Raw genomic sequence first — 13,981 nt, 5'->3', positions numbered from 1 at the left:
CACACCTCCGCCTGACCGGCACAGACGTGCCGGCACAGCCGAACGCGGCGGCCACCGTCGCTCACGGCCGTCCGCGTCCGCGTCTCGCGGCCGGCCGAGCCGATCGTCTTGGTAGCCGGCGGCGTTCCCTCGCGGTGTCCAATCCGGAGCTCGATCGCAGCTGAGCGGCATCGCCGGTCCTGGCCGGGTATGGCTGGCCATACCCGGGTCACGGGTATCTGCCGTAGTGCTCGGGACGCGGCGCCGCTGATCTACTCGGACCCATGCGATCCTCTCGTACGGCCACCACGGCCGGCGCTCCCCTCGATGCCCCTCCCCCGTTGTCTCCCACCGCGGGTGCCGGCGTCGGGTTCGTCTCCTCGCGCCGGGCCACCGCGACGGCATCCGGGGTGGCGCAATGGCAACGATGAGCGCGGTTCGACTGAGTTCCCGGTCCATGATCGGAATGCTGCTGGCCGCCGGCTCGGCGCTCGTGGCGGCCTTCGTACTCGCACCGGCCGCGCTCCTCGATGGCGCCGACGGGGCTCTCGACGACGAGGCGGTGCTGCGGAGCGAGGTCGGGCGCGGTCTCGCCGAGTACTGGCGCGACGGCGGACCGCGGTTTCCCGCGCTCCTGGCGAGGCTGGTCGACTACTGGTTCCGGTGGCATGCGATCAAGGTGGTGATCAGCGCGTTGATGCTCGTCGTCTTCGCCCTGCTCGCCGTCGCTCTGTGGCGCCGATACCTGCACGGCGCGGCCCGGTACGCGGTGGCCGCCATCGGCGCGACCGGATTCACGGTCCTCGCGACGGGACTGCTGATGCTGAACATCCAGGCGACGGCGGTACCGCTGGTCGCGTTGCTGCCGCTGGTGGACGGCGCAGCACCCGGCAGCGACCTCGGCCGCACTCTGCACGAGATCCGCGAAGGCCTGACGGAGCCGGCCGGCGCGCACGCCGCTTCACCCGCGTTGTCGGTGCTTCTGGGCGAGACGCAGCGCTACCACTGGACCATGGTGGCGACGGCCGCCACGGCGATCGTGGCGATCGGCCTCGTGGGCGCAGCCCTGTGGAGGCGGCGCGCCGCCGTCGACTCACGGATGAGGCTCATGCGACGGACCGTCGGCGTCATCATGGCGCTCACCGGGAGCCTGCTACTGCTCGTCGTGGCGGCCGGTGCGCTCTCCGCCACCGAACCCGCCGACACGCTGCTCACCGTCATGAACCCGCCCTGACCCTTCCCGCCCGTCGGCTCCATCACGCTGCGGGCCGGGCGTATCGCGCCACCTTGGTGCGGCCTTCTCTCCCTCGGCACACCCGGGCGACGGGGCGCGACACCGGCATAGGCGCCGGTGAACGCTCGGCCACCGAGGCGACACCACGAGGACGACCGGCTCGCGCCCACCCGGGCGAATCGGATCGGCGCCGGTACGGGCATGCGTCGTGAAGTCGTATCTCAACAGCTCCGCGTTGGTTCTGAGCGTGGCGTGCGTCGATGATCGCCGCACATCCGGGAAATCGCCCACAACCCCTCGAAAGGCGCCCTTACGAGGTTGAACGGAACGCAGCCCACCAGGATCAAGCAGCCAGCGCGTAGGCGGCGTAGTGGGCGGCGCGGCGGCGGCCGTGGATGACGAGGGTGTCGCGGAGGGTGCGGATGATGGTGGAGCTGCTGACGGTGGAGCCGGCGGTGCGGGTTTCGAGGCGGACCGGGGCTGCCTTGACGTCGGTGATGCCGGCAGCCTTGGTGGCGACGAACAGTTCGAGGTCGAAGGCGAAGCGGCGTTCGCGCAGGCGGGGCAGGACGGTGTGGAGCACGTCGCGGCGGATGATTTTGCAGCCGGTCTGGGTGTCGCGGACGTCGAGGCCGAACATGGTGCTGACCAGGGTGGAGTAGGTGATGGAGATCAGTTTGCGGGTGCGGGTGGCGCCGCTGACCGAGGCGGTGTGGCGTTTGTCGGCGTAGACGACGGCGTGGCCGCCGGTGCGGGCGAGCAGCAGGTAGTCGACCAGGTGGTGGGGGTCGATGTCGCCGTCGGCGTCGATGAAGCCGATCCAGGCGCCGGTGGCGGCGGCGAAGCCCTGGTGCAGTGCGGCGCCTTTGCCCTGGTTGATGGGGTTGTCCAGGACGGTGACCCCGGCGATGCCGGCGATGGTGGCGGCGGAGCCGTCGGTCGAGCCGTCGGACACCGCGATGACCTCGAACGCGATCCCGGCGTCGGTGAGGCAGGCGACCAGCCGCTCGACGGTCGGGCGCAGTGCCGCACCGGGGTTGTAGAACGGCACGACGACGCTGAGCTCGACTCCGGCACGACCGGTGGCGGTGGTGGTGGGAGCGGCGGCGGCGACTGCGGTGGCGTTCATGCCCGCTCAGATCGGATCGCCACCTCAAGACAACCTCTGGACGCTCTCAGGACCCGCGCAAGGATCGCGAGAGCCCTCCTCGGTGGGGATGAAATCATGATCGACATGACCCCCGAGGAACATGCCGCCCGTGCCGAGGAGCTCGTCGCCGAGGCGGAGCGGCTTTACCAGATCTGTTTGGTCGACTACGAGACCAATGTCAACGAGGACGACCACTCCGAGGAGCCGTACGTCCCCGGTGCCGACCTCGCGATGTTGACCGCAACGACCCAGCTCGCCCAGGCCCACGCGGCGCTGGCTCAGCTGAAGACGACCGTCTGACCGTTGACTGTGCCGTGCCCAGCCACGTCACAACCACTAGCGCATCCTAGGAGGCTGGGTTGCAGGGGCCGGGCGAGGGCCCGCCGCCGACGACCGATTGTGGAATCATCCGATGTCGATACCTTGAACGGGGAGAACACCGTGACGAAGCTCAGCCGTCGTAGCATGCTGGCCGCCGTGGGTGCGGCCACGATTCCACCGCTGGTCGCGGTCGGCGCCCGTCCGGCAGCTGCCGCCGACGACGTCTACCCGTCGAACACCGCGCTCTACGCCGATCCCGCCCGCACCGAAGGCGTCCACTACGCCCGGCGGTTCCGGCGGCACGCCGCGCTCGACGACAGCGAGGCGCCGGGCGGCAGCTTCCCGGACACCGCGGTCCTCGCCCTGCACGGCGGCGGCATCGAGCCCGGAACCTCCGAGCTGTGTCTCGCGGTGGCGGGCTATCACCCGGCCGGCGGCGCCACCGGCGGCGCGGTCCACGACTACTGGATGTTCGAGGGCCTGCTCTCGACGGGGAACGGCGACCTGCACGTCACCTCGTCGCACTGCGACGACCCGGTCGCGCTGGCGACGGTCGCGGGCAGCCGCCGGGCGGTGTCGCTGCACGGCTGCTCGACCGACGCGGCGGGACTGCCCACCGGCACGGCCGCCGTGCTGGTCGGCGGGCGCGACGCCGCCCTCAAGGCCGCGTTGCTGCAGGCGTACGCGACGGCCGGGATCCCGGCGATCGACGCGGCCGGGGTGCCCGCCCTCAACGGCGACGACCCGGCCAACATCGTCAACCGCACGCTGCGCAGCGCCGGGGCCCAACTGGAGCTGACCACCCCGCTGCGTACGCAGATGTTCGGGGTGAACACCCGCGCCGGCCGTAGGTCCTCGACGTTGCCGCCGTTCTGGACGTTCGTCGACGCCACCCGGCAGGCGCTGGCCGGCTGAGGACCGCGCCGGTCCTCGTGGGCCCGGGACGCGGCCGGAGGGTCCTCCCGGCGGTGAGCCGTCAGTCGGCGACGAACAGGATGAGATCCCTGCCGAGCGCGGTGAACGTGAAGATCGCGTACAACGTCATCGCGACCGCGGTGCCGGCGCACCACGCGAACAGGCGGTCCGATACCCGGCGCCGCACGGTCACCGCGACGATCAAACCCGCCACGGCGAGGGGTACGGCCAGCGCCGCGCCAAGCACAGTGATGAAGTAACCCGGCACGCCGAGCAGCCAGCCGGGCACGATCCACAGCCAGGTGGGCGGATACTCCCGGGGCGCCCACAGGTACGGGACGATCGCGGTGGCCAGATACGAGGTCAGCACATACAGCTGAACACCGACCAGGGTCCCTACCCACCCGCGCGAGACCTCGGTCCGCGCCGGAGCGACGACGTCTGCCACGGTTTCCCTCCCGGGATCGATGCTGTGGTGCCTCATGGTGTCAGCCGCCGCGGAGCCCGAAACGAAAGGGTTGCCGCGAGCCGCTGTCCGGAGACGGTTGTCGGCTGTTCGGCCAGCGAAAACGCACCGTGTGCCTACCGTCGGCGGTGGCCGGTCCGGAGGATGCTTGGCAGGTCCGCCCCGGATCCCCGTGCGGGGCGGACACCCCCCAACTTCCCCGCCACCAGGCACTGACGGTCCCTCCCGGCGGTGTCGTCTTGCAGGCCGATGTCGCACGATCGCGTAGGCGCGGCAGGTCGACCCGGGCGGCCTGCCGGAGCCGCTCCAGGGGCCCGCCGAACACGACGCCCTGTATGCCGACGGTGCGGTGCGGTGCGGTGGCTATCGTGGCGGGATGGCTGAGTCCGACGGTGTCATCGGTGACGCTCCCCTGGTCGACGGTATGGACCTGTCGGTGCGCCTGCGGTTCGACTTCGTCGTCACCGACGCCGAGCGTCTACTGGCGACCGCGCGCCGTCTCTATCAGGAGCTCTATCCGGGCGCGACGGCCGCCGATGCCGAGGAGTCGGTGTCGTGTGCCGCGGATGCGCTCTTCGTCGTTCTGGAGCATGCGGGCGTCTTCGGCCCGGCCGTTGATGATCGGCTCGCCGGCTATCTGCCGGACGGGTTGAAGGCGGGCGGTGTGCGGGCTGAGGCGGTGCCGAATGAGCCGTGGCCGTTGTCGACGTCGCCCCGTGGGGATTGTCTGCGGTCCGACAACGTCTTCGCCGTGCCACCCTATGCCGACCTCGAGTGAGACTCACTCGTTCCGGATCGCTTGTCCGGGCGGTTCGGGGTGTCTGCTCGTGCACACCGTGCGAGGGTTCGATCCGGTCGTCTGACACGCCGACAGCGGGTCCGCGTGACGTATGAGCAGCGAGCCCGATGACGCCGCCGGATCAGTCGATCGTCTCCGGCGAATGGCCGTGCTCGCCCGTCCCCGATCGGGGCATCGGCAGCGTGGGCCCGTTTCTGGGAGCCTTCGCCGGTGAAAACGCGTCTTGGTCTCTTCCGGCGTCGCGCCGGTCACCATTGGACTCCGATCGTCGCGGCTGCCGTCACCGGCGTCGTGGCCCTGACGGGGACGGCCTGGGCCGAGCCCGCGACGGTCAAGCCCGTCGGCCGGCACGATCTGCGGGTGATGACCCGCAACGTCTATCTCGGCGCCGACCTGGCATCAGCGCTGACGGCACGGGACACGCCCGCGTTGCTCACGGCCGTTTCCAAGATCTTTGCGGGGGTACGGGCGACCGACTTCGCCGTACGAGCCGAGGGTCTGGCCGCTGAGATCGAGCGGGAGAGTCCCGACCTGATCGGGTTGCAGGAGGTGACCACGTGGACGACGGCCGGTCCGGGCGCCGGGCCGTCGCAGGACTTCCTGGCCATCCTGCGGTCCGCGCTGGCACGCCGTGGCCTGCATTACACGGTCGCGTCCACGTCGCCCGGGTTCGACGTCGGCCCGATCCCGCTGACCGCGCCGTGCGCCTCCCCGACGGTGGGGGCGTGCACGCTGCGGCTGCGGGACAGCGACGTCGTGCTGGCCAACGACCGCACGCCGGGTCTGCGCTGGTCGACGCCGAAGAACGGTCTCTACCAGGCACGGCTGAGTGTTCCGCTGCCGGCTCCCGGTGTGCCGCCGGTCCAGTTGGTGCACGGCTGGGCGTCGGTCGAGGCGAAGCATCACGGTGTGCCGTTCCGGTTCGTCACCACCCATCTGGAGACCGCGCAGTTCCCGGCCGTGCAGGGTGCCCAGGCCACCGAGTTCCTCGCCGGGCCGGCCGCCGGTCCGGGAACGGTCATCGCGGCCGGTGACTTCAACTCCGCCGCGGACGGCAGCTCGACCGACACGTACCGGCTGCTGACCGGGCGGTTCCGGGACGCCTGGAGCGAGGCGTCACCGCATGGGCCGGGGTACACCTGTTGTCAGAGCGCCGACCTGAACGGTGCCGCCACGCAGTTGACGTCCCGGATCGACCTGGTGCTGCTGGGCGGGGCCGCGAGGGCGGAGTCGGCCCGGGTCGTCGGGGCGGAGCCGTTCCGGGCGGCCGCGCCGCGTTACACGTCCGACCATGCGGGCGTGACGGTCACCGTCGGCTGGCGGCACCCGGCCGGCCCGAAGAAGTAGCGCCACGTCCGAAAAGCGCCACGTCCGAAAAGCGCCACGTCCGAAAAGGCAGCGCCACGTCCGAAAGGCGGCGCCGAAAGGCAGCGCCGGGAGCCGAAGGGGTAGTGCGGGGTCAGAAGTCGCCGGCGTCGCGGCGCAGCTCGGTGAGGATGTCGACCAGGGCCGTGACGCCGGGCGGTGAGACGCCGGGGGCACCGAAGACGTGGGTGTTGAGGTCCTCGGTGGCGGCCAGGGCCAGGGTGCGCCCGGCATCGAGCAGTTCGACGAGGGTGGCGCGCCTGTCGACGGGGTGCGCCGAGCGGCGTACCAGGCCGGCTGCCTCGAGGCGGTCGACGGCGTTGGTGACGCTGGTCGGGTGTACCTGGAGTCGCTGGCCGATCTTGCCCATCGGCAGGGAGCCGTGGCGGCTGAAGAACAGCAGCATGAGCACCTCGTACCGTGCGAAGGTGACGCCGTAGGCGCGCAGCACGGCCTCGACACGGCCCAGGGCGATCTGCTGGGCGCGCATCAGGGAGGTGACGGCCGCCATGCCGTCGGCGGCGGCCGTCCATCCCTGCTCGGCCCATAGGCGGCGGGCCTCGGCGATGGGGTCGAGGCGTGGTCGATCAGGCACGGACACGTGCCGATGCTAACGGAGCGTTCCGGCATCTCATTGGGTGAGCTGGAGCAGCTCGTCGCGGGCGGTGACGAGCGAGGGGCCGTACCAGGTCAAAGACCGGCCGGAGACGAGGACTGTCCGCATGCCGGGAAATGCTTCGGGGCCGTCGGCGGGGGTGAAGGCGTACGGTTCGTCGGGCAGCAGGACGAGGTCGGGTGCGGCGGTGTGGATGCGGTCGGGGTCGACCCGGGGGTAGCGGTCGGCGCCCGTACCGAAGACGTTGTCCAGGCCGAGGCGGGCCAGCAGGTCCCCGGTGAAGGTGTTCGCGCCGACGACCATCCACGGGTCGCGCCAGATCGGGACGGCGACCGTCCGGTGTGGGCGTGGGGCCGGTCGCCGCCAGGTCGTGGTGGCGGCGCGCAGCCACTCGGGTTCGCCGGCGTCGAGCACGTCGGTGAAGAGTCGCCGCAGGGAGTGCAGCGCGTCGTCGACGGATTCGATGACGGTCACCCACACCGGGATGCCGGCGGCGCGCAGCCGGTCCACGTCGAGTCGCCGGTTCTCCTCCTGGTTGGCGATGACGAGGTCCGGGCGCAGGGCTGTGATCGCCGCCCGGTCCGGGTTCTTCGTCCCCCGTACCCTCGCGGGGTGGTGATCTGCGGTGTGGGTGCACCAGTCGGTGACGCCGACGAGCCGTTCGGGGACGGTGACGGCGAGCGCCTCGCTCAGTGAGGGGACGAGCGAGACGATGCGCCGGGGTGTCGTGGCCAGGGGTACGGGGTGGCCGAGGTCGTCGTTCACACGTTGCGGCGGTATTGGCCGCCGACGGTGAAGAACGCGTCGCTGATCTGGCCGAGCGAGCAGTGGCGGACGGCCTCCATGAGCTCGCCGAAGATGTTGCCGCCGGACATGGCGACCTGCTGGAGCCGGTCGAGGGCGGCGGGCGCGTCGGCGGCGTGGCGGGTCTGGAAGTCGGCGAGCCGGTCGAGCTGGGACTGTTTCTCGGCCTCGGTGGCGCGGGCCAGGGCGACGGTCGGCGCGGTGGTCTGGTCGGCGTTCGGGTCGAGGAAGGTGTTGACGCCGACCAGGGGCAGGGTGCCGTCGTGTTTGCGGTGCTCGTAGAGCATCGACTCGTCCTGGATGCGGCCGCGCTGGTAGCCGGTCTCCATGGCGCCGAGCACGCCGCCGCGCTCGGCGATGCGCTCGAACTCGGTCAGGACGGCTTCCTCGACCAGGTCGGTGAGCTCGTCGATGATGTACGAGCCCTGCAGCGGGTTCTCGTTGCCGGCCAGGCCCCATTCCTTGTCGATGATCATCTGGATGGCCAGGGCGCGGCGCACGGACTGCTCGGTGGGGGTGGTGACGGCTTCGTCGTAGGCGTTGGTGTGCAGGCTGTTGGCGTTGTCGTAGATGGCACACAGCGCCTGCAGGGTGGTGCGGATGTCGTTGAAGTCCATCTCCTGGGCGTGCAGGGAGCGGCCGGACGTCTGCACGTGGTATTTGAGCTTCTGCGAGCGCTCCCCCGCCCCGTACCAGTCGCGCATCGCGACCGCCCAGATCCGGCGGGCGACCCGGCCGATCACCGAGTACTCGGCGTCCATGCCGTTGGAGAAGAAGAACGACAGGTTCGGGGCGAAATCGTCGATCTTCATACCCCGGGCGAGGTACGACTCGACGTAGGTGAAGCCGTTGGCGAGGGTGAACGCGAGCTGGCTGATCGGGTTGGCCCCGGCTTCGGCGATGTGGTAGCCGCTGATCGACACCGAGTAGAAGTTGCGGACCCGGTGGTCGATGAACCACTGCTGGATGTCGCCCATGCAGCGCAGCGCGAACTCGGTGGAGAAGATGCAGGTGTTCTGGCCCTGATCCTCCTTGAGGATGTCGGCCTGCACGGTGCCGCGCACGGTCGCCAGGGTGCGGGCGACGACCTGCTCGCGGGGCTCGTCCGGGTGTGCCGCGATCTGCTGGTCGATGGCGGTGTTGAGGAACATGGCCAGGATCGCCGGGGCCGGGCCGTTGATGGTCATCGAGACCGAGGTCGTCGGTGAGCACAGGTCGAAGCCGTCGTACAGCGCCTTCATGTCGTCGAGGGTGGCGATCGAGACACCCGAGGTGCCGACCTTGCCGTAGATGTCGGGGCGTGGGTCGGGGTCACGGCCGTAGAGGGTGACCGAGTCGAACGCGGTCGACAGGCGGGTGGCGTCGCCGCCGCGGCTGAGCAGTTTGAAGCGCCGGTTGGTACGGAACGCGTCGCCCTCGCCGGCGAACATCCGGGCCGGGGCCTCGCCCTCGCGTTTGAACGGGAAGACGCCGGCGGTGAACGGGAAGAAGCCCGGCAGATTCTCCCGGCGCAGGAACGACAGCAGTTCGGCCTCGTCGCGGGTGCGGGGCAGCGCGACGCGGCGGATCGTCGAGCCGGACAGGGTGGTGCGTGTCAGCGGGGTACGGATCTCGCGGTCGCGCACGCGGTAGACGTACTCGTCGCCGGAGTAGTCGGCGACCCGGGCCGGCCACTGCTCCAGCAGGTCGCGCACGTCCGGGAGCAGCTCGCCGTCGGCCGTGCCCGCCAGCTCCTTGACGCGGACCGCGGCCGGGTCGTCGCCGAGCAGGTCGGCGCTCAGGCGCAGCGCCTGGCGGCGGCGAACGATGCCGGCCTGCTCCTCGGTGGCGTGGTGGTAGCCGCGGACCGTGCCGGCGATGTCGGCGAGATACCGCGAGCGGGCGGCGGGCACGACACTGGTCAGGCCGGAGGAGGCGCGCACATCGACGGCCGGCAGTGTCCCGCTCCCGGCTCCGGCGGGCAGGCCGTTGGCGGCGAGCAGATCACGCAGCTCCTGGTAGAGGGCGGTGACTCCGTCGTCGTTGAAGCGTGCGGCGCTGGTGCCGAACACGGGCATCTGCTGCCAGGCCACGCCGAACGCGGTCCGGTTGCGCACCAGCTGGCGGGCCACGTCGCGGCGGGCGTCCTCGGCGCCGCGCCGCTCGTACTTGTTGATCGCCACGACGTCGGCGAAGTCGAGCATGTCGATCTTCTCGAGCTGGGAGGCGGCGCCGAACTCGGGTGTCATCACATACAGCGCGACGTCGGCGACCGGCACGATGCCGGCGTCGCCCTGGCCGATCCCCGGGGTCTCGACGATGACCAGGTCGAATCCGGCGGCCTTGACCGCGGCCAGGATGTCGTCGAGCCGCTCGGGCAGCTGCGCTCCGGCGCTGCGGGTGGCGAGCGAGCGGAAGAAGGTGCGGCTGTCCTCGCCGCTGTCCAGCGCGTTCATCCGGATGCGGTCGCCGAGCAGGGCGCCGCCGCCGCGGCGGCGGGTGGGGTCGATGGCGAGGACGGCGATGCGCAGCCGGTCCTGCTGGTCCAGACGGAAACGGCGCAGCAACTCGTCGGTCAGCGAGGACTTGCCGGATCCGCCGGTGCCGGTGATGCCGAGCACCGGAACGGTACGGTCCGCGGCGATCCGGTGCAGCCGGGCCGCGGTCTCCGGTGACCGGCCGGCCTCCAGGACCGTGATCGCCCGGGCCAGGGCCGCCACGTCGCCGGACTGGACGGCCTCGACGTCGAGGGCGGTGCCGGTGAGGTCGACGTCGCAGGCCTGGATCAGTTGGTTGATCATGCCGGGCAGGCCGAGGCGCTGGCCGTCCTCGGGCGAGAAGATGGTGACGCCGTGCTCGCGGAGGGCCGCGATCTCCTCGGGCACGATCACGCCACCGCCACCGCCGAACACGCGGACGTGCCCGGCGCCGGCCTCGGCGAGTCGTTGGGTCAGATAGGTGAAGTACTCGACGTGGCCGCCCTGGTAGGAGGAGATCGCGACGCCTTGCACGTCCTCCTCGACGGCGGCGCGCACGACGGCGTCGACGCTGCGGTCATGGCCGAGGTGGATCACCTCGGCGCCCTGGGCCTGCAGCAGTCGCCGCATCACGTTGATCGCCGCGTCATGGCCGTCGAACAGACTCGCTGCCGTGACGAACCGGACGGCGTTGGCCGGAACGTGCATGCTCCACCTGGCTTCCCTCGCCGCCATCGGGCGGCACGAATACTTGGGCGTCCTACTATCTCCTCCGAGGATAGTAGGACGTCCAACTATATCGCGCGAGGTATTCCGCCACCGGCGTACGCGATAACTCCCGCGCGCCCAGGCGATGGCCGACACCCGTCGCGGCTGCCGGTCGGTGCCGATCGCGAGGCCGAACGGCCCCGCCCGCCGGATCAGACGCCGGGCAGCCCGGCGAGACCGGCGGCCAGGCCGAGAACCGCGCAGACACCGAGGACCCGCAGAACCGACCACTTCACCGCGAAGATCAGCACCCCGGCGATCACCGCGATCACCACCGGCGTCCATCGAACCGAGTCGAGCTCGGGGGCCTGCATGCTCAGCGGCCCACCGGTGATCGTCGTGGTCCGGCTGAACAGGGTGTGCACGGCGAAGTACAGCCCCAGGTTGGCGATGACCCCGACGACCGCGGCGGTGATGCCGGTCAGTGCCGCCGACAGGGACTGATTGCCGCGCAGCCGCTCCACATAGGGCGCGCCGAGCAGGATGAACAGGAAGCAGGGCACGAACGTCACCCACGTGGTCAACAGCGACGCGACCACACCGGCCGTCCACGGGTCCAGCGCGCCGGGGTGGTGGTAGGCGCCGAGGAACGCCACGAACTGCACCACCATGATCAGCGGGCCGGGCGTGGACTCGGCCAGGGCCAGCCCGCGGACCATGTCTCCGGCCGAGAGCCAGGCGTAGTGCTCGACGGCTCGCTGCGCGACGAAGGCGAGCACCGCGTAGGCCCCGCCGAAGGTGACCACGGCCGTGCCGGAGAAGAACAGCCCCTGCCGGGTGTAGACGCTGTCGGCGCCGGTGAGGACGGCGAACAGCGCGACCGGCAGCAACCAGGCGACCAGGCCGACAGCCAGGATCGTCACCGTCCGACGGGCCGAGGGCCGGTCGTGGTGCAGGGCGTCGTCGGAGATCAGCGGCGCCGGGCCGTCGTCGGCGGCGGATCCGTGGCCGCCGCCGACCACCAGGTCCGGTCGCATCCGGTGCAGGGCCCAGGCGGCGAGCGCGGCCAGGGCGATCACGATCGGGAACGGCACCGCGAAGACCGCGAGCGCGGCGAAGGCGGCCACCGCGAACCCGATCAGGACCGGGTTGTTCAGGGCGCGGCTGCCGACCCGCCACACCGCCTGGGCGACGATCGCCACGACGGCCGGGGCCAGCCCGGCGAACACCGCGGTGACCACGGTGGTGTCGCCGAACCCGACGTAGATCGCCGACAGCACGAGCAGGGCCAGCATGCCGGGCAGCACGAACAGGGTGCCCGCGACCAGGCCGCCGCGCAGGCCGTTGAGCAGCCAGCCGACGTAGATGGCGAGCTGCTGGGCCTCCGGGCCGGGCAGCAGCATGCAGTAGTTGAGGGCGTGCAGGAACCGGCGCTGGCCGATCCAGCGGCGCTCGTCGACCAGGTGGCGCTGCATGACGGCGATCTGCCCGGCCGGGCCGCCGAAGGTCTGCAGGCTGATGGCGAACCAGGCGCGCACGGCGTCACGGAAGGGGACGACGTCGCGGGGCGTGTCAGTGGCGGTCATCGCGGTGCTCCGGAGCGGCTCGAGCGGAGGAACAGATCAGGCGGAGGTACGGGTCGGGCGGAGGTACGGGTCCGGCGGAGGACGGGTCAGGCGGGCGGGCGGTCGAGCAGCATCGCCCGGCGGTCTCGAACGTGCAGTCGTCACCGTGATGGCTCAGGTCGGCGCCGCGCATGTCGAACGGCGTGGCGCCGGCGGCGAGGGCGTGCACGGCCTGCGTCGCCGTCTCGCGCTGCAGCGGGGGGAAGAAGTCGCGGCGGGTGATCCGGTGCAGCTCGCCGCGCAGGCGCCGCTGGGCACGGGCGCGATCGGCGTCGGAGCCGTGCCGCGCGACCGTCGCCTCCTCGATCACCAGCAGGTATTCGGCGGCCCGTGCGGCCTGCATGTCGGTGGCGATCTGCTGCTCCTGGGCCGGTGCCGACGGGGTGGCCGGCAAGACCGTGGCCGAGCCGTCGGCCTCGAGGGTGATGTAACCACGGTTACATCAGCAGGCGCAACGCCTGGTCCGGGGGAAGAGCGCGTGTCACGCGGAGGCGGAACGAGTTCGATCGGTGTCCGGCCGGCGGGTGTCACGGGTGTCGGCCGACAGGTCCACGTGCTTCTGCAGCACCTTCGCCGCGTGGCCGGCGCGTTCGGCCCGTGCCCGGTAGGCGTCGGCGGCCGCGGTGTCGCCCGCCCGCTCCGACTGATCCACCAGCTCCTCCATGATCATGACCTTCTCCTGGAGGGCGCTGACCGCGGCCCAGATCGACTCCTCGATGTCGTCGTCGCGGACCGCCAGCAACGACCGCGGCGAGTACGAGTGGCCGACGTGACAGACGTAGTGCGCGGCGAGGCCGGTGCGGACCAGGTACAGCCCGTCCCGGCACTCCGGGCAGCCGAGCCCCACGGGCTGTCCACGATCGGAGATGTTCGAGGCGCCGTAGGCGAGCATGTCGGTCTCCCAGATCAGGGGTTCCGCCGGACCGTTCGCGATGTCGGCCGGCACGCCGGCGAGTTTCGCGATGGCCTCGCCGAGGTCGGCCGACGGCACCGCCAGGGCGTCCGGTGTGACACGCAGCGCGGCCCGCGGCATGCCGGGGAACCGGGCCTCGGCGGGATCCTGCACGAGCCCGGCCCCACCGGCGGCGGTGATCGCGGCGAGGCCGGCCGACCCGTCGTCCAGGCTGCCCGACAGCACCACGCCCACCACGCGGGAGCCGCACCAGCGGGCGGCGGACCGGAACAGCGCGTCCACCGCCGGGCGCACCCGGTTCTGCCGTGGGCCGCCGCTGAGTCGCAGCACGTCGCCCTCGTCGACGAGCAGGTGACGATCCGGAACCGCCACGTACACCCGGCCCGGCTCGATGCGGTCACCGTCGGCGGCGGCCCGGATCGGCAGGGCACACGACGATGCCAGCGAATCGGCCAGGGCGGCGCGGGCGCCGGGCGCGACGTGCAGGACCACCAGGATCGTGGCCTGCAGGTCGGCGGGCAGACGGGCCAGCGCCTGAGCCAATGGCTTGTGCGCGCCCGCCGACCCGCCGATCACCACCACGTCACGACGCGCCATCGTCGTCCGCCTCTCCTGGGGACCGCCCGTCTT

General features: G+C 71.4%; 13 protein-coding genes. 5 read left to right on the top strand and 8 right to left on the bottom strand.

The window, feature by feature from the left end:
- Positions 1-406: 406 nt before the first annotated feature.
- Positions 407-1,213 (top strand): hypothetical protein, encoded by an 807-nt coding sequence (locus tag ACQPZW_RS20470; protein ID WP_433796509.1) that lies wholly within the window; start codon positions 407-409, stop codon positions 1,211-1,213.
- Positions 1,214-1,556: 343 nt separating this feature from the next.
- Here the strand turns inward: ACQPZW_RS20470 and ACQPZW_RS20465 are convergent, their stop codons facing one another.
- The gene (locus tag ACQPZW_RS20465) at positions 1,557-2,342 is read right to left on the bottom strand and encodes a glycosyltransferase family 2 protein (RefSeq protein WP_433796508.1); all 786 of its coding nucleotides are present in this window, start codon (positions 2,340-2,342) and stop codon (positions 1,557-1,559) included.
- A gap of 96 nt (positions 2,343-2,438) precedes the next feature.
- On the opposite strand from ACQPZW_RS20465, the gene ACQPZW_RS20460 reads away from it, so the two are divergent.
- Complete coding sequence (locus ACQPZW_RS20460; protein ID WP_433796507.1) at positions 2,439-2,663, top strand: hypothetical protein; 225 nt, start codon at positions 2,439-2,441, stop codon at positions 2,661-2,663.
- A gap of 141 nt (positions 2,664-2,804) precedes the next feature.
- Entirely contained in the window at positions 2,805-3,599 is a 795-nt protein-coding gene (locus ACQPZW_RS20455; protein WP_433796506.1) for a poly-gamma-glutamate hydrolase family protein, read from the top strand.
- Positions 3,600-3,660: 61 nt separating this feature from the next.
- On the opposite strand, the gene ACQPZW_RS20450 is transcribed toward ACQPZW_RS20455, so the two are convergent.
- Complete coding sequence (locus ACQPZW_RS20450) at positions 3,661-4,047, bottom strand: hypothetical protein (RefSeq protein WP_433796505.1); 387 nt, start codon at positions 4,045-4,047, stop codon at positions 3,661-3,663.
- A 394-nt stretch (positions 4,048-4,441) separates the two neighbouring features.
- On the opposite strand from ACQPZW_RS20450, the gene ACQPZW_RS20445 reads away from it, so the two are divergent.
- Together ACQPZW_RS20445 and ACQPZW_RS20440 are read left to right on the top strand one after the other, a co-directional pair.
- Positions 4,442-4,843, top strand: coding sequence for a hypothetical protein (locus ACQPZW_RS20445; RefSeq protein WP_433796504.1), 402 nt, complete (start codon positions 4,442-4,444; stop codon positions 4,841-4,843).
- Positions 4,844-5,074: 231 nt separating this feature from the next.
- Entirely contained in the window at positions 5,075-6,211 is a 1,137-nt protein-coding gene (locus tag ACQPZW_RS20440; protein WP_433796503.1) for an endonuclease/exonuclease/phosphatase family protein, read from the top strand.
- A 112-nt stretch (positions 6,212-6,323) separates the two neighbouring features.
- Here ACQPZW_RS20440 and ACQPZW_RS20435 read toward each other — a convergent pair whose 3' ends face one another.
- From ACQPZW_RS20435 to ACQPZW_RS20410, 6 genes are all read right to left on the bottom strand, one after another.
- Positions 6,324-6,830, bottom strand: a complete 507-nt coding sequence (locus ACQPZW_RS20435; protein ID WP_433796502.1) for a MarR family winged helix-turn-helix transcriptional regulator — start codon at positions 6,828-6,830, stop codon at positions 6,324-6,326.
- Between the two features lie 30 nt (positions 6,831-6,860).
- A complete protein-coding gene (locus tag ACQPZW_RS20430; RefSeq protein ID WP_433796501.1) occupies positions 6,861-7,610 on the bottom strand; it encodes a helical backbone metal receptor in 750 nt (249 codons plus the stop codon).
- Positions 7,607-10,813, bottom strand: a complete 3,207-nt coding sequence (gene icmF, locus ACQPZW_RS20425; protein WP_433796500.1) for a fused isobutyryl-CoA mutase/GTPase IcmF — start codon at positions 10,811-10,813, stop codon at positions 7,607-7,609. The genes ACQPZW_RS20430 and icmF overlap by 4 nt, the downstream gene beginning before the upstream one ends.
- A gap of 212 nt (positions 10,814-11,025) precedes the next feature.
- On the bottom strand, positions 11,026-12,399 hold the full coding sequence (chrA, locus tag ACQPZW_RS20420; RefSeq protein WP_433796499.1) for a chromate efflux transporter: 1,374 nt from the start codon (positions 12,397-12,399) through the stop codon (positions 11,026-11,028).
- A complete protein-coding gene (locus ACQPZW_RS20415) occupies positions 12,386-12,832 on the bottom strand; it encodes a chromate resistance protein ChrB domain-containing protein (RefSeq protein WP_433796498.1) in 447 nt (148 codons plus the stop codon). The genes chrA and ACQPZW_RS20415 overlap by 14 nt, the downstream gene beginning before the upstream one ends.
- Before the next feature lie 87 nt (positions 12,833-12,919).
- On the bottom strand, positions 12,920-13,948 hold the full coding sequence (locus tag ACQPZW_RS20410) for a chemotaxis protein CheB (RefSeq protein ID WP_433796497.1): 1,029 nt from the start codon (positions 13,946-13,948) through the stop codon (positions 12,920-12,922).
- Between the last annotated feature and the right edge of the window lie 33 nt (positions 13,949-13,981).

The organism is Actinoplanes sp. CA-252034 (assembly GCF_050956125.1).
In the GTDB taxonomy this organism is placed as follows: Bacteria; Actinomycetota; Actinomycetes; order Mycobacteriales; family Micromonosporaceae; genus Actinoplanes.
This window is presented reverse-complemented; position numbering and strand designations above follow the sequence as displayed.